Source organism: Bacillus testis, from assembly GCF_001243895.1.
GTDB classification, from domain to species: Bacteria; Bacillota; Bacilli; order Bacillales; family DSM-1321; genus Bacillus_AD; species Bacillus_AD testis.
In genome coordinates this window covers 2,900,652-2,923,940 of record NZ_LN851186.1, presented here as the reverse complement: position 1 = coordinate 2,923,940, position 23,289 = coordinate 2,900,652, and the positions used below count along the sequence as shown (strand labels likewise).

General features: G+C 43.3%; 24 protein-coding genes. 23 read left to right on the top strand and 1 reads right to left on the bottom strand.

The window, feature by feature from the left end:
- Positions 1-10 precede the first annotated feature (10 nt).
- The 3 genes from prmA to mtaB all read left to right on the top strand — a co-directional run bounded on the left by prmA (position 11) and on the right by mtaB (position 3,496).
- Positions 11-949 (top strand): 50S ribosomal protein L11 methyltransferase, encoded by a 939-nt coding sequence (gene prmA, locus BN1765_RS14615; protein ID WP_050615823.1) that lies wholly within the window; start codon positions 11-13, stop codon positions 947-949.
- A gap of 439 nt (positions 950-1,388) precedes the next feature.
- On the top strand, positions 1,389-2,141 hold the full coding sequence (locus BN1765_RS14610) for a 16S rRNA (uracil(1498)-N(3))-methyltransferase (protein WP_050615822.1): 753 nt from the start codon (positions 1,389-1,391) through the stop codon (positions 2,139-2,141).
- Between the two features lie 5 nt (positions 2,142-2,146).
- On the top strand, positions 2,147-3,496 hold the full coding sequence (mtaB, locus tag BN1765_RS14605; protein ID WP_050615821.1) for a tRNA (N(6)-L-threonylcarbamoyladenosine(37)-C(2))-methylthiotransferase MtaB: 1,350 nt from the start codon (positions 2,147-2,149) through the stop codon (positions 3,494-3,496).
- Positions 3,497-3,611: 115 nt separating this feature from the next.
- On the opposite strand, the gene BN1765_RS14600 is transcribed toward mtaB, so the two are convergent.
- Positions 3,612-4,547, bottom strand: a complete 936-nt coding sequence (locus tag BN1765_RS14600) for a Na/Pi symporter (protein WP_050615820.1) — start codon at positions 4,545-4,547, stop codon at positions 3,612-3,614.
- 214 nt (positions 4,548-4,761) lie between these two features.
- Here BN1765_RS14600 and rpsU point away from each other — a divergent pair, with 214 nt between their 5' ends.
- From rpsU to BN1765_RS14505, 20 genes are all read left to right on the top strand, one after another.
- Positions 4,762-4,935 (top strand): 30S ribosomal protein S21, encoded by a 174-nt coding sequence (rpsU, locus tag BN1765_RS14595; RefSeq protein WP_026692851.1) that lies wholly within the window; start codon positions 4,762-4,764, stop codon positions 4,933-4,935.
- Positions 4,936-4,949: 14 nt separating this feature from the next.
- Complete coding sequence (locus tag BN1765_RS14590; RefSeq protein WP_050615819.1) at positions 4,950-5,396, top strand: GatB/YqeY domain-containing protein; 447 nt, start codon at positions 4,950-4,952, stop codon at positions 5,394-5,396.
- A gap of 191 nt (positions 5,397-5,587) precedes the next feature.
- On the top strand, positions 5,588-6,913 hold the full coding sequence (locus BN1765_RS14585; RefSeq protein ID WP_230199536.1) for an NfeD family protein: 1,326 nt from the start codon (positions 5,588-5,590) through the stop codon (positions 6,911-6,913).
- Positions 6,914-6,921: 8 nt separating this feature from the next.
- On the top strand, positions 6,922-7,908 hold the full coding sequence (gene floA / locus BN1765_RS14580) for a flotillin-like protein FloA (RefSeq protein WP_050616796.1): 987 nt from the start codon (positions 6,922-6,924) through the stop codon (positions 7,906-7,908).
- 49 nt (positions 7,909-7,957) lie between these two features.
- Positions 7,958-8,485 (top strand): hypothetical protein, encoded by a 528-nt coding sequence (locus BN1765_RS14575; RefSeq protein WP_050615818.1) that lies wholly within the window; start codon positions 7,958-7,960, stop codon positions 8,483-8,485.
- Between the two features lie 95 nt (positions 8,486-8,580).
- Positions 8,581-8,862, top strand: coding sequence for a sporulation protein YqfC (gene yqfC / locus BN1765_RS14570; RefSeq protein WP_050615817.1), 282 nt, complete (start codon positions 8,581-8,583; stop codon positions 8,860-8,862).
- Positions 8,863-8,940: 78 nt separating this feature from the next.
- On the top strand, positions 8,941-10,140 hold the full coding sequence (yqfD, locus tag BN1765_RS14565) for a sporulation protein YqfD (protein WP_050615816.1): 1,200 nt from the start codon (positions 8,941-8,943) through the stop codon (positions 10,138-10,140).
- A gap of 3 nt (positions 10,141-10,143) precedes the next feature.
- Positions 10,144-11,121 (top strand): PhoH family protein, encoded by a 978-nt coding sequence (locus tag BN1765_RS14560; protein ID WP_050615815.1) that lies wholly within the window; start codon positions 10,144-10,146, stop codon positions 11,119-11,121.
- 314 nt (positions 11,122-11,435) lie between these two features.
- Positions 11,436-13,616, top strand: coding sequence for an HD family phosphohydrolase (locus BN1765_RS14555; protein ID WP_230199535.1), 2,181 nt, complete (start codon positions 11,436-11,438; stop codon positions 13,614-13,616).
- Positions 13,617-13,625: 9 nt separating this feature from the next.
- Entirely contained in the window at positions 13,626-14,099 is a 474-nt protein-coding gene (ybeY, locus tag BN1765_RS14550) for an rRNA maturation RNase YbeY (protein ID WP_050615814.1), read from the top strand.
- Entirely contained in the window at positions 14,080-14,460 is a 381-nt protein-coding gene (locus tag BN1765_RS14545) for a diacylglycerol kinase family protein (RefSeq protein WP_050615813.1), read from the top strand. The genes ybeY and BN1765_RS14545 overlap by 20 nt, the downstream gene beginning before the upstream one ends.
- A 116-nt stretch (positions 14,461-14,576) precedes the next feature.
- Positions 14,577-14,975, top strand: coding sequence for a cytidine deaminase (locus tag BN1765_RS14540; RefSeq protein WP_050615812.1), 399 nt, complete (start codon positions 14,577-14,579; stop codon positions 14,973-14,975).
- The gene (gene era, locus BN1765_RS14535; protein ID WP_050615811.1) at positions 14,968-15,885 is read left to right on the top strand and encodes a GTPase Era; all 918 of its coding nucleotides are present in this window, start codon (positions 14,968-14,970) and stop codon (positions 15,883-15,885) included. Before BN1765_RS14540 ends, era begins: the two co-directional genes overlap by 8 nt.
- A 464-nt stretch (positions 15,886-16,349) precedes the next feature.
- Positions 16,350-16,493 carry a YqzL family protein gene (locus BN1765_RS19360; RefSeq protein WP_069203037.1) on the top strand — a complete coding sequence of 48 codons (144 nt, stop codon included), beginning with the start codon at positions 16,350-16,352 and terminating at the stop codon, positions 16,491-16,493.
- A gap of 32 nt (positions 16,494-16,525) precedes the next feature.
- The gene (gene recO, locus BN1765_RS14530; RefSeq protein ID WP_050615810.1) at positions 16,526-17,278 is read left to right on the top strand and encodes a DNA repair protein RecO; all 753 of its coding nucleotides are present in this window, start codon (positions 16,526-16,528) and stop codon (positions 17,276-17,278) included.
- A gap of 402 nt (positions 17,279-17,680) precedes the next feature.
- Positions 17,681-18,571, top strand: a complete 891-nt coding sequence (gene glyQ / locus BN1765_RS14525) for a glycine--tRNA ligase subunit alpha (RefSeq protein ID WP_050615809.1) — start codon at positions 17,681-17,683, stop codon at positions 18,569-18,571.
- The gene (gene glyS / locus BN1765_RS14520) at positions 18,564-20,636 is read left to right on the top strand and encodes a glycine--tRNA ligase subunit beta (protein ID WP_050615808.1); all 2,073 of its coding nucleotides are present in this window, start codon (positions 18,564-18,566) and stop codon (positions 20,634-20,636) included. Before glyQ ends, glyS begins: the two co-directional genes overlap by 8 nt.
- A 396-nt stretch (positions 20,637-21,032) precedes the next feature.
- Positions 21,033-21,668, top strand: coding sequence for a transcriptional regulator CcpN (locus tag BN1765_RS14515; RefSeq protein WP_187119454.1), 636 nt, complete (start codon positions 21,033-21,035; stop codon positions 21,666-21,668).
- 21 nt (positions 21,669-21,689) lie between these two features.
- Positions 21,690-22,505: a pyruvate, water dikinase regulatory protein gene (locus BN1765_RS14510; RefSeq protein ID WP_050615806.1), complete on the top strand. Its 816-nt coding sequence runs from the start codon at positions 21,690-21,692 to the stop codon at positions 22,503-22,505.
- A gap of 288 nt (positions 22,506-22,793) precedes the next feature.
- Positions 22,794-23,252 carry a YaiI/YqxD family protein gene (locus BN1765_RS14505; RefSeq protein ID WP_050615805.1) on the top strand — a complete coding sequence of 153 codons (459 nt, stop codon included), beginning with the start codon at positions 22,794-22,796 and terminating at the stop codon, positions 23,250-23,252.
- Positions 23,253-23,289: the final 37 nt, after the last annotated feature.

Here is a 23,289-nt window from a genome sequence, read left to right as displayed (position 1 = left end):
TTGGCAGTACATGAAATGGTCTGAGATTGCAATTCATACAACAAACGAAGCGGTGGAACCGATTTCGAATATTCTTCATGAGGCGGGGGCCAGCGGTGTCGTTATCGAGGACCGTGAAGATCTTTTTAAAGAAAGAGAAGATCAATTCGGAGAAATCTACCAGCTGAACCCTGATGATTATCCCGAAGAGGGCGTTGTAATGAAAGCGTATTTGCCTGTGACCAGTTTTCTAGGAGAAACGGTAGAAGGCATAAAAGAAGCTATTAATAATTTGATTATTTATGAGATCGATCTTGGATTGAACGATGTCAGCATTTCGGAAGTCCATGAAGAAGAGTGGGCGACTGCGTGGAAGAAATATTACCATCCGGTCAAGATATCTGAACGATTTACGATTGTGCCTACATGGGAAGAATACGAACCCGTGTCAAGTGATGAACTCATTATCGAACTGGATCCAGGAATGGCATTTGGAACGGGGACGCACCCGACAACCGTTATGTGCATACAGGCTCTTGAATCGATAGTGAAAGAAGGAGACAAGGTAGTTGATGTCGGAACGGGGTCTGGTGTACTAAGCATTGCTGCCGCTATGCTTGGAGCTGCCCATGTTGAAGCATTGGACCTTGATGAAGTGGCTGTTCGTTCAGCGAAGCTGAATATTAAGTTGAACAAGGTGCAGAATGTAGTTGATGTATCACAGAATAATCTTCTGGACGGTGTAAATGGTGTGCAGGATGTTGTGGTGGCTAATATTCTTGCGGAAGTCATCATGCGCTTCACTGACGATGTTGCCGAAGCTTTGAAGCCGGGCGGCTATTTCATTTCTTCAGGCATTATCCAACCGAAAAAGAACGATGTCAAAGAAGCTCTTCAATCTTCAGGATTCGAAATCGTGGAGACAATAGAAATGGAAGATTGGGTTGCGTTCATTGCGCAAAAAAAATAAGGCCTAAACATAGCGAAAAGACCTTCTGCAAAAGGCAGTGGGCCTGTACACGCTATTTGTAAGCCTATTTATGAAGGTAGAAGCGGATGCCCCGGCATATAGGGGCAAGCCGGCAACCTGATCGAATATTACTGCCAGGCTGAATAGGTATGGAGAAGATAAGAGTCGTTAATACTGGATGTTGGACGGCTTTTCCATCCTGGAAGCTGGCTCTTTTTTTGTACAAGGCAAGGCTGTTTCTGTAACCAGCCAGGATACTGTTCAGCAAATAAAGCGGAACGTTGATCGGTATGGATTCGATTATTCCGCCGGATCATCAATAAAACCAATCTGAGTTCTTACTGTTGCTTGGTTTTTTCACTTCTTCGTCTTCATAATTGTGCTGAAGTAGGAGTCTTAGCTATCGTACGGAATAAATTTAAAAACAGGTGGAATGAAAATGCAGCGTTATTTTGTGCCCTTAAAGCAATTGGAAGGCAACAAGGTGGACATTATCGGTGACGACCGCCACCATATTGCCAATGTACTGCGCATGTCAGCGGGCGAAGAGATTATCTGTGTGTTCGATGACGGTAAAGCTGCGCTGGTTTCAATCGAAGAAATTACCAGTGAAGCGGTAATCGGTCATGTAATAAAATGGATGGAAGAAGAAAAGGAAATGCCTGTCCATATTACAATTGTCAGCGGTTTGCCTAAAGGGGATAAATTGGAGTATATTGTGCAAAAAGGGACCGAGCTCGGTGCCAGTTCGTTTATCCCTTTTATTTCGGATCGTTCCATTGTAAAGTGGGATTCCAAAAAGGCTTCCAAAAAAATAGACCGATTGCAAAAAATCGCCAAAGAAGCGGCAGAGCAGTCGCACCGCACGCATGTGCCTTCAGTCGAACAGCCGGTTACACTGGCCCAGCTGTTAAATAGGGCCGCTAATTATGATGTGTTGCTTGTGGCTTTTGAAGAAGAGGCCAAGCAAGGCGAAAAAAGCGCTTTGCATCAAGCGCTGAAAGTGATGAAGCCTGGTGCATCTGTTATAGTAGTCTTTGGGCCGGAAGGCGGTCTTACGGATAAAGAAGTGTCTGCGCTTAAAGATGCCGGATTTACGGCATGCGGGCTTGGACCGAGAATTTTACGGACAGAAACAGCGCCTTTATATGTATTGTCGGCTGTTTCGTATCAATTAGAATTAATGGGGTGAAAAGAATGGCAACTGTTGCTTTCCATACACTAGGATGTAAAGTAAATCATTATGAAACTGAAGCTATATGGCAGCTATTCAAGGCAGAGAATTACGAGAGAGTGGACTTTGAAGAAACCTCTGATGTATATGTAATCAATACATGCACTGTTACCAATACTGGAGATAAAAAGAGCCGCCAGGTCATTCGGCGGGCAATCAGAAAAAATCCGGATGCCGTTATTTGTGTTACGGGTTGCTATGCCCAAACGTCCCCGGCAGAAATACTAGCTATTCCGGGTGTCGATGTCGTAGTCGGCACGCAGGACAGAAATAAAATGATTGGTTACATTGAACAGTTTAAAAAAGAAAGACAACCGATTAATGGAGTAGGCAACATCATGAAATCACGTGTTTATGAAGAGCTGGATGTCCCGGCATTCACAGACCGTACGCGTGCTTCTCTGAAAATCCAAGAAGGCTGCAATAATTTCTGCACTTTCTGCATCATTCCTTGGGCCCGAGGCTTAATGAGATCCCGTGATCCTCAGGAAGTCGTCCATCAAGCGCAGCAATTGGTGGATGCCGGCTATAAAGAAATCGTTTTGACAGGGATCCATACGGGCGGTTATGGTGAAGACCTGAAGGATTATAATCTTGCAATGTTGCTTCAAGACCTTGAAAACAAGGTAGATGGACTGAAACGGATCCGTATTTCATCCATCGAAGCAAGCCAGATTTCAGATGAGGTTATCGAGGTGCTTAGACGCTCTAAGAAAGTTGTCCGCCATTTGCATATTCCAATTCAATCCGGTTCGGATACGGTACTGAAGAGAATGAGAAGAAAATATCGCATGGATTTCTTCGGGGAACGTATCCAAGCTTTAAAAGAAGCACTTCCGGGCCTTGCCATCACATCTGATGTCATTGTTGGTTTCCCTGGCGAAACAGAAGAAGAGTTTATGGAAACATACAACTTTATTAAAGACCATAAATTCAGTGAACTGCATGTCTTCCCGTATTCCAAACGTACAGGTACGCCTGCGGCCAGAATGACTGACCAAGTGGATGAAGAAGTGAAGAATGAGCGTGTTCACCGTTTGATTGAACTAAGCGACCAACTGGCCAAAGAATATGCTTCGCAGTTTGAAGACGAAGTATTGGAAATCATTCCGGAAGAGCGTTTCACGGAAGATGGCAAAGAAAATTCATATGTAGGCTATACGGATAATTATTTAAAAGTCGTTTTCTCAGGCAGTGAGGATATGATTGGGGAATTAGTGAAAGTTAAGATCACAAAAGCGGGTTATCCTTATAATGAGGGCCAATTTGTAAAAGTGATGCTTCCCCAAGAAAAATCTTTATTAGAAGCCTAAAACCACTCTTGGTGCATGAAGAAGTACTGATTTAGTAAGCGCAGATTGGCTGATAGCGATGATGAATGCCAGTAAAAAAACAGGCCCTACAAAGGGTCTGTTTTTTTACTTATAATTATATTTTTTTGCTTTTGGAACGATGGATCGTTGTAATGAATCTGGAAAAATGGCCTGTGAATGGCAGCACAAGCAATGAACAGGCAAGGTTGAAGATTACGCTGGCATGTGCCAGTTGTTTAGCGGGATCATCCGTGAAAAGGGCGGCTGTATGCTGCAGTGTATGAATAAAGGGGTAGAAAACAACGACACCCAATACGTTTAGCCAAATATGGGCATAGGCAGTCCACTTAGCGGCTTGTCCGGCTCCAAGACTGGCGATATACCCAGTCACGCAAGTCCCGATATTGGATCCGAGCATAATGGCAATCCCGGTATCCGGAGCAAGTTGCCCACCGGCTATGAACCCCATTGCAATCGCTATGGTAGCCGTACCAGAATGAATAGTAGCTGCTATTGCGGCTCCCAGGACAACCGCCCAAAAAAGATGATGGTCGGCCTGGCGGAAAATACCGGCTGCCGCATCAATCTGCATGAGTGGGCCAGACAAAGCGGTAAATCTACCGATGCAGAAAAAAATCATGAATAAGCCAAAAATAGCCATTCCAGTATGCTTAACAACGGTGTGGCGGAAAAGCATACAAATAAAGCCGATGATAAGGGCAGGCCCTATGATTGGCTCGAAAGAAAACGTCATGAATTCTGCCGTCACAGTCGTGCCTATATTGCTCCCAAGTATAATGCCGATGCTGCGCTGAAACGTGATGGCACCGACCGAAACAAGGCCGACAGTCATGACCATGATGGCAGAGCTGCTTTGAAGCAAAGCGGTAAATACCATCCCGGTCATAAAACTCTTTAGAGGAGTGCTGGTCAATTTCTCCAACTTCCTTGAGATGTTTTCCCCAGTCAGCTTAAAAAGGCCGTGGCGCAACAAGGCCATACTGCTCAGAAATAAAATGATATACATTACAAAAAGAAAAATTTCCCGCACATAATCACCCCTTTGTACAGTGTATGGACACTGAACTGGGACATGCATACTTTCACATCATTTACAATTTAAGAATTGGCGTTTAAAATTATTGAAACTAACTTTTATCAAGTAGTTGACCTTATATTATCCTTATATTATAATCGATAAGTAACTGGTGTAATTACGAGTTACATCTTGAGTTAGTGTGTTGTGTTCGGAGGGAGGGATAGAGATGTCTAAAACCGTAGTTCGTAAAAACGAATCACTTGAAGATGCTCTTCGCCGCTTCAAACGTACAGTATCTAAAACAGGTACTTTACAAGAAGCAAGAAAGCGCGAATTTTATGAAAAGCCAAGCGTAAAACGTAAGAAAAAGTCTGAAGCAGCTAGAAAACGTAAATGGTAAGAGAGGGTGGTAGCATGAGTCTTCTCGATCGTTTAAACCATGACATGAAACAAGCGATGAGGAACAAGGAAAAAGACAAGCTTTCTGTCATTCGTATGCTTAAGTCTGCACTTCAGAATGAAGAGTATGCACTTAGAGTCGATGAGTTGTCGGAAGCGGAAGAGTTGACTGTCCTTTCTCGCGAATTGAAACAACGTAAAGACTCTCTCCAAGAGTTTTCAAAAGCAGGTCGCGACGACCTTGTTGAAAAAGTCCAATCCGAAATCAAATACGTAGAAGTATATATGCCTCAGCAGCTTACTTCAGAAGAAGTAGAACAAATCGTGCTTGAAACAATCCAAAGTGTTGGAGCTGTTTCAAAAGCTGATATGGGTAAAGTAATGGGATCATTGATGCCTAAAGTTAAAGGCAGAGCAGATGGTTCTCTTGTGAATAAATTAGTACAACAACATCTATCTTAAACTCGTTTAAAAACCGCAGGTGAAGACGCCTGCGGTTTTTAAATACTTTTTTTATGCTTACAGTAGATGAATAGCTGCTTAGTCTCGATTGTACGATAAACGGAAAAAATAATTAGCAATATTGAAACCTTTATGTTGGAGAATCGTATAAAATGGTAACATGCATGACATTTTGGAAAGGAGGAATAGGTGTGCACAAATGGGTGCTGCCCTTTTTGTTGCTCTTTTTGCTGGCTTGCGGTTTATTCGCTCCTGTCCAAGCGAGTGCGGATAGCGCAAAGGTATATATAGTGCCGATTGAAGAAACGGTCGAGGACGGCTTGTATGCGTTTTTAAAGAGAGCGATTGCAGAAGCGGAAGAAAATAAGGCCAAAGCAATCATCTTCCGTATTAATACACCGGGCGGAATGGTGGATTCAGCCTGGAAAATTGCCAAATTATTTGCAGATACAGATATTAAGACAATTGCCTGGGTAGATAATCATGCACTATCGGCAGGGGCCTATATCGCTTTAAATGCAGAGGAAATCTATATGTCGCATAATGCTACAATGGGGGCAGCCGCGATTATTGATCAACAGGGAAATGCCGCAGGAAAAAAAGCACAGTCGTCTTGGCAGGCAGCCATGAAAGCAGCAGCCGAACAGAATGGTCGCGACCCTAAATTTGCCCTGGCGATGACGGATGAGAATAATTCATTGGATGAATATGGAGCTGGACAGGGAAAGTTATTGACACTGACGGAAAAGCAGGCCTTGCAAGCCGGATACAGTGAAGGAACAGTAAAGGACCAAAAAGACCTGTTGCATACCTTGAAATATGATGATGCAGATGTGCGCCATATCAATGAAAGCTTTGCTGAAAAAGCGGCCAGGTTTCTGACCAATCCCGTTGTTATTCCCATATTATTGACGGTTGGCTGCATTGGTTTGGTTATTGAGTTGTTTTCTCCGGGCTTTGGGTTGCCGGGGCTTACAGGCCTCGCTTCTCTGTTTCTCTTTTTCTACGGCCATTTAGTGGCAGGGCTAACGGGGTATGAATCGCTTATTATGTTTGTATTAGGAATTGCACTCATTCTGTTGGAACTCATTGTACCAGGAGGGGTGATCGGGGCTATTGGATTCGCTTCTATTATCGGCAGCCTGTTCATTGCTGGCGAGAACAATACGCATATGGCCTTGTCCATTCTTATAGCGCTTGCGGTTTCTTTGACGGTGTCCATCCTAATGGTAAAGGTGTTTGGAAAACAAATGAAATTTTTTAAACGAATGATCTTAACAGATTCAACAAACAGTGAAAACGGATATGTGTCGAATATTAATCGGCTTGAGTTGATCGGCCGCACTGGAGTTGCAGTGACTCCGCTCCGTCCATCCGGAATCGCCTTCATTGATGAGGAACGTATTGATGTAGTGTCGGAAGGAAGTTTCATAGCACCTGGTGTTGAGGTGAAAGTCGTTAAGACAGAAGGATCAAGAATAGTGGTAAGAGAACTAAAGAAGAATGAGGAAGGATGATTGAAGAAATGGGTTCAGAAACAATATTGCTTTTAGTGGCCATTTTTATTGGAATCGTAGTATTAGCCATATTTTTCACATTTGTACCGGTTATGCTATGGATTTCCGCTTTGGCTGCCGGCGTCAGAATTAGTATATTCACATTGGTAGGGATGAGGCTTCGCCGTGTTATACCTAGTCGTGTTGTCAATCCATTGATCAAAGCCCACAAGGCCGGTTTGGATGTAACAACGAATCAATTGGAAAGCCATTATCTTGCTGGAGGAAATGTGGACCGTGTTGTGAATGCCTTGATTGCTGCACAACGGGCGAATATCGAATTAAGCTTCGAACGCACAGCTGCCATTGACCTTGCTGGCCGTGATGTATTGGAAGCCGTACAAATGAGCGTTAACCCTAAAGTGATCGAAACACCGTTCATTGCGGGTGTCGCCATGAATGGGATCGAAGTAAAGGCTAAGGCCAGAATCACTGTCCGTGCTAATATTGAACGATTAGTCGGCGGTGCAGGTGAAGAAACAATTGTTGCGCGTGTCGGCGAAGGGATTGTATCGACCATCGGTTCATCCGACAGTCATGCACAAGTGTTAGAAAACCCGGACCGTATCTCGCAAACGGTATTATCAAAAGGGCTTGATTCGGGGACTGCTTTCGAAATCTTGTCCATTGATATTGCGGATGTGGATGTCGGCAAAAATATCGGTGCCATGCTGCAAACAGACCAAGCGGAAGCGGATAAGAAAATTGCCCAAGCTAAAGCGGAAGAACGCCGTGCAATGGCTGTAGCGCAGGAACAGGAAATGAGAGCGAAAGTAGAAGAAATGAAAGCAAAAGTGGTCGAATCCGAAGCGGAAGTGCCACTGGCGCTTGCAGATGCCTTAAAGCACGGCAATATCGGTGTAATGGATTACATGAATTATCAAAATATCAACGCCGACACTGAAATGCGTGGATCAATCTCCAATATGACAGGCCATGAGGATAAGAATAATTAAAGATACCAATCATTATGGTTAGTTGGTTTCGAAAGGAGAGTGGCTCCCCATGATTGATTTCTTAACGGATAATCCGTTTCTGATCTTCATATTGATTGGAATCATTAGTTCTTTGTTCGGCAAGGAAAAAATGAAGGAAGATTCGAGACGTACAGGACGGCAAAAACCGAACGGGCCACAGCGATCCCAAACGGCTGCTCCACAGCGTCCGCAGCAGCAGGCTAAGCCATTGACTCCTGTGACGCCCCATAAGCCGTCTGTGAGCAAATCAGCGCGCATAGAGGATGCATCCAAAGAGAATGCAGCTGAAAAAGCGAATCAAACCAAGCGCATCCTTGAATCCTATATCCAAGAAAGCGGGGAAGGCATTGATCCCCATCCTGAAGGGCACCGTGCCTTTCAAAAAGAGGTATATGAACAAGAAGAAAAGGTTAACCAGAAAGCCAAGGAAGGCCTGCAACGGGAGCCTGGCCGCAAATTGCCGGAGTTCAGCCGCAATCAATTGGTCAACGGTATTATAATGTCCGAAATATTAGGGCCTCCGCGCGCTAAAAAGCCTTTTCAGCGGATGAAATAAGAGGCAGTGCTTTTAAGGCAATGGCCCATAAGAAAAAGAAGTGCTAGAACCCCTTTTCTGCTCATACATTTGAGTAGAAAGGGGGTTCTTTTTTTATGGCTAAGAAATGGAAGCAAAAGCTGAAGCAATTAGTGACCAATACCATTGATCTGCCGAAAGATGTCATGATGGATCTCCCCAGAATAACCATGGTCGGACAATTACATATTTATATTGAAAACCATCGTGGGCTGTTGGCGTTTTCCGATGAAGAAATCAGGCTTCTCCTTCAACAGGGACAGCTATCCATAAAAGGGAACCAATTTGTCATTAAAGCCATTTTGCCGGAAGAGATCATGCTTGAAGGAATCATCCATTCTGTGACATACCTGTCTTGAGGCGGGGCGGCATGCCTTCTGCTGTAAGGACGCGTCTTCAGCCAGGCATGTTTGTGAAGGATAGGAAGGAGGAGCATTGTGAGGAACCAATGGACAAACTTTTACACAGGAAGCGTGGAGTTGAAAGTAACCGGAACGGGAATCGAGCGATTCGTTAATGATTTGGTCCGCAGGGAAATCTATCTTTGGGATATGAAAAGGTTGGAGGACGGCAGTATTTCATTCAACATGAATATTGCCCATGTCCATCGGATGAGAAGGGTGCTGCGCCGGCACCCTTGCAAGGTAGCGTTCATGAAGCGGACGGGCCTGCCGTTCCTCATGCGCCGCTTGCTTTTTAACAGCGGTTTTCTGGTGGGGTTCATTCTGTTTCTGGTTGCCCTTTTCTTATTATCCAACGTGATTTGGAATATAGAGATTTCCGGAGCCAAGCCGGAAACCGAGCATTTAATCCGCAAAGAATTGGCGAAAATCGGTGTGCAAAAAGGCAAATTCCAGTTTACAGTCGATGGTTCTGACGAAATCCAAAGAAAGCTATCGCATGAAATAGGCGCTATTACTTGGGTGGGCGTAGAGTTAAAGGGGACGACCTATCATCTGCAAGTGGTCGAAAAGAAAGAACCGAAACGCCCGGTAGCAAAGGACCGCCAGAATCTTGTTGCCGCAAAAAAAGCAATCGTCAGGCAAGTGATTGTAGATAAAGGCAAAGCAATCGTATCAGTAAATGATTTCGTAAAAAAAGGCCAATTGCTGGTATCGGCAAATATCAATACCAATCAGAATACAGCGAAAAGCGAGGTTTTGGTCCCTGCTGAGGGGAAAGTGATGGGGGAAGTCTGGTATATATCCTCTGTCGAAATTCCATTGAAGACTCATTTCTCCGTTTTTACAGGGAAAGAATATAATAAGCGTGCGCTCACCTTTGGAAAATTTGCTGTACCGGTCTGGGGGTTTAAAAAGCCAGACTATCGCGAATATGTCAGGGAAGAAAGCGATAAACCATTATTCTTTCTTGGCTGGAAGCTCCCTGTCGCTTATAAAACCATTACCTATCGTGATAAAAAGAATGTTGTTAGGGAATATTCAAAAAAAGAGGCCATCCAGAAAGGCAAATTAACAGCGCTTAAAGACCTAAAGAAGGAGCTGCCTAAAAATAGTTCTGTAATAGGCCAAAAAGTTTTGCACGAAGGTATTGAGAATGGTACAGTTATATTGTCTATACATTACCAAGTACTAGAAAATATTGCGATTGAAAGACCAATCATTCAAGGAGACTAAGGAATGACAGAAGATCAAAAAATGGTAGATATACAGCTTGAAAATCCGAATGAAGCAATTGCTTTATTAGGCATATCAGACAGTAATCTAAAAGTGCTCGAAGAAGAGCTAAACGTTTCCATCATTACACGCGGTGAACGGATCTCTGTAGGCGGAGATACAGAAAATGTCGAGAAGGCATATGAAATCATCCGCGCCCTTCTTTCCGTCATCAGACGGGGCATAAAAATAAGCACTAGGGATGTAAGCTATGCAATTACTTTAAGCAACAAAGGGACACTCGAGTATTTCCTTGAGATGTATGAAGAGGAAATCGCAAAGACGGTTAAAGGAAAACCGATCCGTGTCAAAACACTCGGGCAAAAACAATACATTACTGGCATTAAGAACAACGATATCGTATTTGGGATTGGTCCAGCAGGAACGGGAAAAACCTATTTGGCTGTCGTGATGGCGGTTGCAGCCATGAAAAGCGGCAAAGTCAACAAAATTATCCTTACCCGTCCGGCTGTTGAAGCAGGGGAGAGCTTGGGATTCCTTCCAGGCGACTTAAAGGAAAAGGTGGATCCATATCTTCGTCCTTTATACGATGCGTTGAATGATATACTGGGGGCAGAACATACTCAACGCCTAGTCGAGCGCGGAATTATCGAAATTGCGCCGCTTGCCTATATGAGGGGGCGGACCCTTGACGATGCTTTCATCATTTTGGATGAAGCGCAAAATACAACAGAGGCACAAATGAAAATGTTCTTAACCCGTCTTGGTTTCGGCTCCAAAATGGTCATAACCGGTGATATATCCCAGATTGATTTGCCGCATAAAGCAAAATCAGGGTTATTGGCAGCGACCAAGATCCTTCAGGGGATAAGCGGAATTAATTTTACCTTGCTTGAAGGCAGTGATGTTGTAAGACATCCACTGGTCGGCCGAATTGTATCTGCCTATGAACAGCATGATGCCGAACAACAAAAACGGTGAATAACGTATGATAAAGAAGAAGGATTTTCGGCCCAGCTGGAAGAATCCTTTTGGAAATAAATCTAATTGAGTCCAAGCAAGTTGGTCTTGTGCACTTCAATCAGGGACAGGCTGCTGTTAAGTGCAGTGCCGGTCCCTTTTTGGTTTACGGGGTTTCTATCGGGTATGCAAATAGTTGAAAATGAGCGATAAAAGAGGCAATTCTTGCAGTTTTTATGGGAAGCTTCACACATACACTAGTGAAACTTCCCATGAAAACTGCTATCCTTTGTATAAAGGTAGACTAAATCATCCCGCCTAAGAAGGGTAATGGTATGATTCGGAGGAAAAATACACTTATGGATATCAATCAATTCATGTCAAAATTGAAGCAATTGCTGCAGCTAACATTCTTTCAAGTTCTGTTGTTTATTCTTCTAGGATTGATTTCTTACTTCGTCATGGTTTCGAATGTTATTCCGCAGAAGATTAATGCAGAATTATTAAAAGTATCAGATGAAACCATCCGATCGCCTAAAACGGTAGAAGACACAGTTAGGACCGAGCAGGAAAAAGAAGAAGCCAGAAAACAAATTGATGATGTGTATACGTTGAAATCAAGTTATGCAAAAAACCGGGTCGATCTGATTTCTTCCATCTTTGACAGCGCTATGGAAGTCAAAAATGAAAGCGCCGAGGATAAGCCGGACAGTAACCAGGCTAGCATGAGCGCTGCAGAAAAATCGAAAGCGCTGCAAAAAGAAGTAAACTTGCTGAAAAAAAAGCTGACGGACGATGTTAATAAAAGCTTGTCGGATGATGTCTATAAGAGCTTATTGAAAGCTGACGTAGAGGAACTTCAAGTAGCCAAAGACGTAACCGTAACAGCCATTAACTCCGTCATGGGCAATAAGATTCCCGCCAATGAAGTAGAAAACGCAAAAAAACTGGCGGAAAACGAAATACAATATACTTCCATGAATAGCGATGCGAAGAAAGCATCGATTGCTTTAGCGCGGTTTGCTGTCACACAGAATTATTTCTTCGATCCGAAAAAGACGGAGGAGCAACGTGAACAGGCAGCTGAAAACGTTGAACCTGTCAAAATCCTACAAGGAGAAATCCTCGTCAATAAAGGGCAACTTGTCGATAAGGACATTTACCGCAATCTGAAACTTGCTGGCTTGCTTGACTCCGAAAAGTCGATTATGCCGTTTGTGGGGCTGGCTCTTCTGGTGGCATTTGTGTTTGGGTTCATGTTTTATTTTTACACGATTTTCGAAAAGAAAAATGAGCATAGGCACAGCCATATTCTGATTTTTAGCCTAGTGTATATCATGCTACTGTTGATTATGAAGATGCTTTCTTTATTGTCCAATATGGAGACGCATGATTTAAGTTATTTTGTTCCCGCAGCTATGGGGACGATGCTTTTGAAGATGCTGCTCAACGATCGATACGCCATTACGTTAACGATCATTTTGAGTATCTTCGGTGCCATCATCTTCAATGGTTCGTTGACGTCGAATTTTAATGTCTCGGCGGCATTTTATATTTTGCTCAGCGGCATTGCCTCTTTATTGCTTGTCTCAGCCCGGAACTTACGCCTGAGAATTTTTCAGGCAGGGTTGCTGCTATCATTGATGAATGTAGTGATTATTTTTGCATTGTTCTTTATTATGGATATGCAGATGTCGAAAGGGGATTATTTGTATAATCTGATTGCTGCGTTTGTATCCGGCTTGTCGGCGGCTATATTGACAATCGGCCTGCTCCCGTTTTTTGAATCAGGGTTTGGCATTTTATCAACCATGAAATTAATTGAATTATCCAATCCGAACCATCCATTGCTGCGCAAAATCTTGACCGAGGCACCGGGAACTTACCATCATAGTGTCATGGTGGCGAACTTGTCGGAATCAGCTTGTGAGGCAATTGGGGCAAACGGTTTGCTCGCCCGGGTCGGCTCCTATTACCATGACCTTGGGAAAATTAAGCGTCCGCAATTTTTTATCGAGAATCAGATGAATATGGACAATCCGCATGATAAACTGAAACCGGAAACCAGCAGAGATATCATTATCGCCCATGGCAGTGATGGTGCCAAAATGCTGCGGAAGGAAAAAATGCCGAAAGAAATCGTAGATATAGCTGAACAGCATCATGGCACGACATTACTGAAATTTTTTTATTATAAAGCGAAAGAGTCAAATGGCGATGTAAAGGAAGAGGATTTCCGCTACAAAGGCCCTAAACCGCAAACAAAAGAAATCGCAGTCATTTCTGTGGCTGACAGTGTTGAAGCAGCTGTCCGCTCGATGAAGCAGCCGACGCGCGAAAAAATTGAAGCGTTGGTTAAAAGTATTATCCACGACCGGATTAATGATGACCAGTTCTCTGAGTGCGATATTACTATGCAGGAATTGGACAAAGTCGAAAAGACTCTTTGTGAAACCTTGAATGGGTTTTTCCATTCGCGAATTGAATACCCAGATAGCAAAAATGAATCAAAGTAGGTGTAAGATATGTTATCGATCGATTTTATAGATGAGACAAATGAAGTAACAGAAAAGGAAACCTCGTTGATCACCGGGCTGCTGCAGTTTGCCGCAGAGAAAGAAGGGATCAAGGAAGAATGTGAACTGAGTGTCACATTTGTGGATAATGAGGCAATCCGCCAAATCAATAAAGAATACCGTCATAAAGACGCTGCGACCGATGTTATTTCCTTTGCTCTGGAAGAAATGGGTGAAGGGGAAGTAGAAGTCGTCGGCATGGAAGGCATGCCGAGAATTCTTGGCGATTTGATTATTTCTGTTGATCGGACCAAAGAACAGGCCGAAGAATACGGGCATAGCTTCGAAAGGGAGTTGGGATTCTTGGCTTTGCATGGTTTCTTGCATCTTTTGGGATATGACCATATGGAAAAAGAAGATGAAGTCATTATGTTTACAAAGCAGAAAGAGCTATTGGAAGACTATGGCTTATCCAGGGAGTGACAAGCACCATTCATTTGCAAAGAGCGTAGGGTTTGCATTGGCGGGCATTAAATGGTCTTTTCGGGAAAGGAATATGAAAATCCATTATTTTATGGCAGTTGCTATCGTAATGGCCGGCTGTTTTTTTTCTCTTACAAAAGTAGAGTGGTTGTTCATCCTTTCTTGTGTCGGCGGCGTTATTGCCTTGGAAATGCTTAATACGGCCATTGAGGCAGTCGTAGATCTGGTGACGGACGAATTCCATGAGCTAGCCCGTATTGCCAAGGATACAGCGGCTGGAGCTGTATTGGTCTATTCCATATACTCGCTGATTGTCGGTATCATTATTTTTTTCCCAAAAATGTTGAGCATTGTAGCGTAATAGGGATATACTGTTATTCCACGTTTCTTCCGCGTTTAAGCGCGTGCGTGGACACTGTGGACAGCAAATTTGTGTTTACAGGGCAATAAGATGCCAAGAGGAAAGGAAGTTTTAGAATGAATCAGACCCATTTAATCGCTGAAGCAAATAAAGCCCGTGAGAAGGCCTATGTACCTTATTCAAAATTTAAAGTGGGAGCCGCCCTTTTGACCAAAGACGGCACGGTTTTCCATGGTTGCAATATCGAAAATGCGGCATACAGCATGTGTAATTGTGCAGAACGCACAGCGCTTTTCTCAGCATATGCAAACAGTCAAAAAGAATTTACGGCGCTTGCAGTCGTAGCAGATACACCGGGACCTGTCTCTCCATGCGGCGCTTGCCGACAAGTGATTTCGGAATTATGCCCGAAGGACATGAAGGTTGTCTTGGCCAACCTAAAAGGGGATATACAGGAAATAACGGTGGAAGAGCTATTGCCTGGAGCGTTTTCTCCGGAGGATTTAAATGAATAATTATAGTGAACAAGGATATAAATCAGGGTTTATCTCAATCATCGGCAGACCGAATGTCGGTAAATCCACTTTTCTGAACAAAGTAATCGGCCAAAAAATCGCCATCATGAGCGATAAGCCACAAACAACACGCAATAAGGTGCAGGGAGTCCTGTCCGCCAATGATTCGCAAATGATTTTCATTGATACGCCGGGAATCCATAAACCCAAACATAAGCTTGGGGATTTCATGATGAAGGTTGCTACCAATACTTTACGCGAAGTCGATGTTATTCTTTTCATGGTGAATGCTGTAGAAGGAATCGGCAAAGGCGACGAATTTATCATGGAGAAACTGCAGGATGTGAAAACACCTGTATTCCTGGTTGTCAATAAAATTGATGAAGTGCATCCAGATGAACTTTTGCCCTTGATTGAGAAATACAAGGCTAAAATGAAGTTTGAGGAAATCGTTCCAATCTCTGCCCTGCAAGGGAACAATATTGACACATTGCTTTCGGCCATCAAAGAACGCCTGCCTGAAGGCCCTCAGTATTATCCAGCAGACCAAGTGACTGACCATCCGGAACGTTTCATTATTTCCGAATTGATCAGAGAGAAGGCCCTTCACTTAACACGCGAAGAAGTGCCGCACAGTATTGCTGTCATGATCGATTCCATCAAAAAGCGCGAAGACAAAGATATCATCAATGTCATGGCTACTATAATCGTGGAACGCAGTTCACAAAAAGGAATCATAATCGGCAAACAAGGAAGCATGCTGAAAGAAATCGGGCAGCGTGCGCGCACCGATATCGAATTGCTCCTAGGATCGAAGGTATTCCTTGAATTATGGGTGAAAGTCCAAAAAGACTGGCGCAACAAGGCTACCGTGCTGAGGGATTATGGATTCCGGGACGATGAATATTAATCCGTTCTATGCCTTGAACTGAGAGTGGGCAAGCATTCGGCAGACTTTGAGAAAGGCGGTTGTTTAGCTATTAGGTTAAGCGGCCGTCTGCATTTTTCTCTGCGATCAGTTATCATTAGATCGCTTTGCTCTCTGTGATTCCTTTATCTCAAGAAAAATGCTCCAGTCCATACGCCTCTAAACGGGTGTTCTACGCTTTTCGTTGTTGTCTAGCTCCAGACCTCCAGCTCCTAGCAAACTTCGCGTTTCTCTCATCGATAAGTCAACATCGGCTCGTACCCTCGCCGTGTTTCCTTTATCTTGAGAGAAACACTCCAGTTTGTACGGAGCTAAACGGAGGTCTTCCGCTTTTCGTTGTTTTTAACATTTTTTGCTGCTTATGAAAAAAAGGTGGGCGGTCAAGATAATAAGGAAGTTGGATTAAACAGCTTGCTAGTAATAAAACAGATAAGGTGGGATTTGGTATGTTGGATTTTACCTGGAATATGTTTAAAGAGACGGGCAGTATTGATATGTATCTTCTGTTTAAAGAGATTCAGATTGATCATCATGGTCCTGTCGAAGAAGTTGCTGAAGATCTAGCAGATGTGAATTTTCCGATTTCCTGAGGTTCTTGACCGTCCGAAGAAGGTGACTTGTCTTGATGCAAAAATGTGAGGGCATTGTCATTCGCCGGATTGATTACGGGGAAAATAATAAAATTATCACCCTTTACACCCGTGAATGGGGAAAAATAGGTGTAATGGCCAGAGGAGCCAATAAAGCTAACAGCCGCTTTTCAGCAGTCACCCAGCTTTTTTACTATGGCTATTTCTTGGTACAGACATCTTCGGGGCTTGGAAGCCTGTCGCAGGGTGAATCGATTTCGTCGTTCCGCCACATCCGTGAAGACTTGGTGGCAACGGCCTATGCTTCTTATATTGTTGAATTGCTTGATAAGGGAACGGATGAAAAGAAGGTGAATCCTTATCTTTTCGAATTGCTTTATCAGGTGCTGAACCATATTGATGAAGGCTATGACCCTGAAGTAATTACCATGGTTTTTGAATGGAAAATGCTAGGGGTCTTAGGCATCCCCCCCATACTGGACCGCTGTGTGAATTGTGGGGAAACGGAAGGGGAATTTTCCTTTTCTGTCCGTGAAGGCGGTTTTTTATGCCATCGTTGCAGCCATATCGATCCATACCGGCTGCCCCTTTCGGCGAATGTGGTGAAACTTCTCCGCCTCTTTTATTATTTTGATCTTGCGAAGCTTGGAAAAATATCATTAAAAGAGGAAACGAAGCAGGAGCTCCGCCGCCTCATCGATTTATATTATGATACCTATTCAGGGATTACACTTAAGTCAAAAAAATTCCTGAAGCAGCTGAACAAGCTTGACGGGCTTATCTAAAAGCTTTGGATTAAGCTTGTTTTGCTTTCTACATAGAACATGCAATCTTTTTTAATATGACGCTGCCTTATTGACAACAGGGTTCTTTTTTGGATAAAATGCTAATATTAAAAAGTGTAATATTGCCGAGATGGAAAGTAGTATTTGTCTCCCTTTATAAAAAGCGAACCCGGGATAGTGGAAGCCGGGCTGTAAATAGGCGAAGAAGGCGTTCCGGAGCAAGCGTACTGTAACTAAAAGAGGCTGTTTCATCAGTGGAACGGCAATTAGGGTGGAACCGCGGGTTAACTCTCGTCCCTATGCTGACAGGCATAGAGGCGGGAGTTTTTTGTGTTTTCAGAAGGCTTTTAAAGCCTGCCCTAAAAAGTCAGCAATCGTTTTTATACTAATTGGAGGTGCACGATGAATATTCAAAATATGATTGTCACATTACAAAAGCATTGGTCTAATCAGGGCTGCATTTTGATGAATGCCTATGATACCGAAAAGGGTGCAGGAACGATGAGCCCCTATACATTCTTGAGAGCTATTGGGCCTGAGCCGTGGAGCGTGGCCTATGTAGAGCCTTCACGCCGTCCTGCCGATGGCCGCTATGGAGAAAACCCGAACCGGCTTTACCAGCATCATCAATTCCAAGTAATTATGAAGCCTTCGCCGGATAATATCCAAGAGCTTTACTTGGAATCATTGGCGGCGCTTGGAATCGACCCATTGAAGCATGATATCCGTTTTGTTGAAGATAACTGGGAAAACCCTTCATTGGGCTGTGCCGGTCTCGGCTGGGAAGTTTGGCTAGACGGAATGGAAATCACCCAGTTCACTTATTTCCAACAAGTAGGCGGATTGGAGTGTAAGCCGGTTTCTGTAGAGATCACTTATGGAATCGAGCGTCTTGCTTCTTATATCCAGGACAAAGAAAATGTATTCGACCTGGAATGGACAGAAGGCTTCACAGTAAGGGATATTTTTGGCCAACCAGAATATGAACATTCGAAATATACGTTCCAGACAAGCAACACTGAAATGTTGTTTGAACTCTTTAATATGTATGAAAAAGAAGCGCATGCGCAAATGGAACAGGGTCTTGTACATCCTGCCTATGATTATGTATTGAAATGCTCACATACCTTTAACTTGCTGGATGCAAAAGGGGCCATCTCGGTCACTGAGCGGACCGGATATATTGCACGATGCCGGAATCTGGCACGAAAAGTCGCTAAAACATTCTATGAAGAACGTGAAAAGCTAGGATTCCCAATCTTAAAAGGGAAGGGAGAAAACACTCATGAATAAACAAGACTTATTATTAGAAATCGGATTAGAAGAGCTGCCGGCCCGTTTTGTCACTGACAGCATCAAGCAATTGAAGGATAAGATCGAAAGCTGGCTGCAGGAACAAAATATTGCCTATGAAGAAGCGAAAATGTATTCTACTCCCCGCCGATTGGCGGTTCTCGTTACTGGCGTGAATGAAATGCAGGAAGACATGCATGAGGAAGCGAAGGGCCCTGCCAAGAAAATCGCCATGGACGCTGAAGGGAACTGGTCCAAAGCGGCTATGGGATTTGCGCGCGGCCAAGGCGCTACTGTCGAGGATATCTATTTCAAAGAAATCAAAGGCGTTGAGTACGCTCACGTTCAAAAATTCACGAAAGGCCAACAGGTGAAAGACCTGCTTGTCCACTTAAAAGAAATCATTCTTTCCTTATCTTTCCCAAAAAATATGCGTTGGGGCAATCATGATCTTCGTTTTGTCCGTCCGATTAAATGGATGGTGGCGCTATTCGGAAAAGAGGTTATCCCATTTTCAATTACTGACGTGGAAACAGGCAAAACAACCAGAGGCCATCGCTTCCTTGGAAAAGAGGTTACCATTGAAGAGCCATCCAGCTATGAGGATAAACTAAGAGAACAATATGTAATCGCGGATGCTAGCCTGCGCAAAGAAATGATCCTCTCTCAATTGAAAAAATTGGAAGAAGAAAATAATTGGGTCATCCCTGTAGATGAAGACTTGTTGGAAGAAGTCAATAATTTGGTCGAGTATCCAACCGCATTGTTTGGCTCGTTCGAACAGGAATTCCTGGAGTTGCCGGACCGTGTCCTGATTACCAGCATGAAGGAACATCAACGCTACTTCCCGGTCATGGACAATGAAGGGAAGCTGCTTCCTCATTTCATTACAGTACGCAATGGAAATGAAGATGGAATTGAAACGGTTGCCCGGGGTAATGAAAAAGTTCTGCGCGCACGTCTAGCAGACGCTGCCTTCTTCTATCGTGAAGATCAAACGAAAGATATCGACAGTTACTTGAAAAAGCTTGAGACGATTGTATACCATGAAGAAATCGGCACGCTTGCTGAAAAAGTAGGGCGTGTTAGACAATTGACGAATGATTTGGCAATTGCATTGAACGAAGACCAAGAAACAACGGCGCTTGCTGACCGGACTGCGCAAATCGCCAAATTCGACCTTGTCACTAATATGGTTTACGAATTCCCTGAATTACAGGGGTATATGGGGGAACGCTATGCGCGCATCATGAATGAAGATGAACGGGTGGCAGTTGCAATCAATGAACATTATATGCCGCGCCATGCAGATGATTCAGTGCCGGCAAGCACAATCGGAGCACTGGTCAGTGTTGCGGAAAAAATGGATACAATCGCTTCTTGCTTTGCAATCGGCATTATTCCAACAGGCTCTCAGGACCCATATGCACTAAGAAGACAAGCAAGCGGTATCGTCCAAATTCTGTTGGATAAAGACTGGGCTATCAAATTGGAAGAGTTAGTGGATATGTCTCTTGGACTTGTAGTGAAACAAGGCATCAATAAGAAAGAGGCAAGCGAAATCCGCGAAGATATGCTTACATTCTTTACTGCGCGAGTGAAGCATCTATTGGCTGATAAAGAAATCCGCCATGATTTAGTGGATGCAGTTCTATCCGGAGAAATCGGCAACGTTTCTGCTGTCGTTCATCGTGCGGAAGTTCTGGAGGAGGAAAAAGATCGCCCAGGATTCAAAGAAAGCATGGAAGCTCTAAGCCGCGTGATGAATATTGCGGTGAAGCTTGAAGGCGAACCGTCCATCAAACCTGAGTTGTTTGAGAATGACTTTGAAAAAGCGCTGTATGACAAATTTGTTTCCGTAAAAGAAGAATACCATTCAGAAAGCGATGCGCAGAAGCAATTCAATCTGCTTGCATCAATGAAACAGGAAATCCAGCCTTATTTCGATCATACAATGGTAATGGCGGAAGACCAAGAGGTCCGGAATAACCGCCTTTCTTTGATGAAGGAAATGAGCGATTTGATCGGCAGCTTTGCTTATATGAATAAGGTACTGTCTTTATAATTTTTTGAGATCAAGGGAAACTTTGAACGGCGGGGTTTTTAATCAATCCCTGCCGCTCATTAGTTGAACCCATCAGATTTTTGCTGGCATTTGATCTCCCGCTAACACTTTTTCGTTTCGCGCATCAGTTGAAGCGGGAATCTTTGGGCTAGTTAGAATGGGATAAAACCATAAAATACGCAGAAGATAAAGTGGATTTTGCGCGGTAGGGAGTTCATTCATCCTCCGCCTACCCCTCTTCGTCTTCTCTTCCGTGTTAAAGTGGGCGTCTCAGCGGCAGTTAGAACGTGATAAAAGTAAGATGTACAATTGTATGTCTTACTTTTTATTAGCTTATAAGTAAGTTATAATATTCACATATAGTATGTCTTACTTTTTGTATAATCTAGTAAGGTGGTGAGTACAATCGAACTGAATAAACGCCAAGAGACCATTCTTCAAATCGTTAAAGAAAACGGGCCGATTACAGGGGAGCATATAGCTGAACGGTTAAATTTGACTAGGGCTACACTACGCCCTGATTTAGCAATCCTGACGATGGCAGGTTTTCTTGAAGCCCGGCCGCGGGTAGGTTATTTTTATAGCGGCAAATCAGGAACACAGCTTCTTACGGATAATTTGGCGAAACTTTATGTGAAAGATTACCAATCGATACCGGTTGTTGTAAATGATAGTATTTCTGTATATGATGCCATCTGTATGATGTTCTTGGAGGATGTGGGGACCATGTTTGTAACCGACCAACAGTCATTGCTTGTCGGTGTCCTTTCCAGAAAAGACCTCCTGCGTGCCAGCATTGGGGGAAAAGACTTAAGCTCAATCCCTGTGAATATCATTATGACACGTATGCCGAACATCGCTATGTGCACAAAGGATGACCAATTAATAGAAGTAGCCAAAAAGCTTATTGAAAAGCAAATTGATGCTCTTCCTGTCGTAAAAGAGACAGAAGGCGGATTTGAAGTAGTTGGCAGAATCACCAAAACCAATATAACCAAAGCGCTTGTTTCACTGGCGACTGAAGAGTTATAAAGCCGTAGGGGGAGGGCATTTATGAGTGCATCTATTATTTATGTTGTTTCTGATTCTGTCGGCGAGACGGCGGAGCTTGTGACAAAGGCTGCTGTCAGCCAATTCATGAATTCAAATATAAACGTAAAAATAAAAAGAATACCTTATGTCGAAAATCCTGAACATATCGATGAAGTCATATCACTGGCTAAGTTGAATCAAGGAATTATTGCTTTCACATTAGTAAGGCCTTTAGACCGCGAGTATATGATCAAACGAGCAAAAGAAGAAGGGATTATCTACTACGATATCATCGGTCCGTTGATTGATATGCTTCAGGAAAAGTTCCAACTGGATCCGGTTTATGAACCTGGCCTTGTCCGGAAGTTGGATGAGGATTACTTCAAAAGAGTTGAAGCGATTGAATTTGCTGTTAAATACGATGATGGACGTGACCCAAGAGGAATTCTGCGCGCGGACATCGTTTTGGTAGGAGTTTCTAGAACGTGCAAGACGCCATTATCCCAGTATTTGGCCCATAAGCGCTATAAAGTGGCGAACGTTCCACTTGTCCCAGAAGTGGAGCCTCCGGAAGAATTGTTCCTAGTGGCACCTGAGAAATGCATCGGTTTAAAAATAAGCCCGGAAAAACTCAATAACATCAGGAAAGAGCGTTTGAAGACATTGGGGCTAGGCGACCATGCCATTTATGCGAATCTAGAGCGCATTAAGGAAGAATTGGCATATTTCGAAAAAATCGTTCATAAATTGAAATGTCCTGTTATTGATGTGACCAATAAAGCAATAGAAGAAACGGCTAATAACATCATGGATACAATCAAACGGAATAAAAAGTAAATGCTTTACGCTCAAAAGCACTTAGTGAGTGCTTTTTTAGCGTAGGAATTGTCCGTAGATTGTTGAAGTTAAACAAGATCGTCTATGGATTTTTGCTTTTTAATGTACTATAATGAAAAATTGTGATAAAAAGAATAAACAATAGGTTTAGACTAGCTCCAGAAGGAATAAACTATAATTATAAGAAAGTCAAGCGCGTTTTGTAAAAAAATTCGACATATGGCTGCTCTTTTGAAAGTAATTGAAGCAGAAGCAGGAAATTGAGGGAAAATGGAGAAATAAGAAGATATGATCAATAAACCATCTGTCTTTATAGATGCCGATGCCTGTCCGGTCAAAGACGAATGCATGTCGGTTGCACAAGAGCTGGGTGTGGCTCTTACCTTCGTAGCGAGCATTAAAAATAAGGTGAACGATGAAAAACATGCGAATTGGGTGTATGTTGATTGGGGCAAAGAAGCCGCCGATCTTCATATCATGAATTCCGCAGAGAAAGGGGATCTTGCCGTAACAGCAGATATCGGCCTGGCGGCAGCCCTTATCGGAAAAGGTGTATGTGTCCTTTCGCCTAAAGGCATTCTTTATGACGAAGGCAATATCGACAGGCTGCTCCTAATGAGGCATGAAGCTGCCAAAAAACGGAGAAACGGTGTATACTCAAAAGGGCCTAAAGCCTTTACGAAGGCAGACCGAAAAAACTTTCGTGAAGCGTTATTCAAAAATTTGTCGAAACTTGCAGGAAAATAAAAAGATCTATCGAATTATAGATTATCACCTAAAAGAA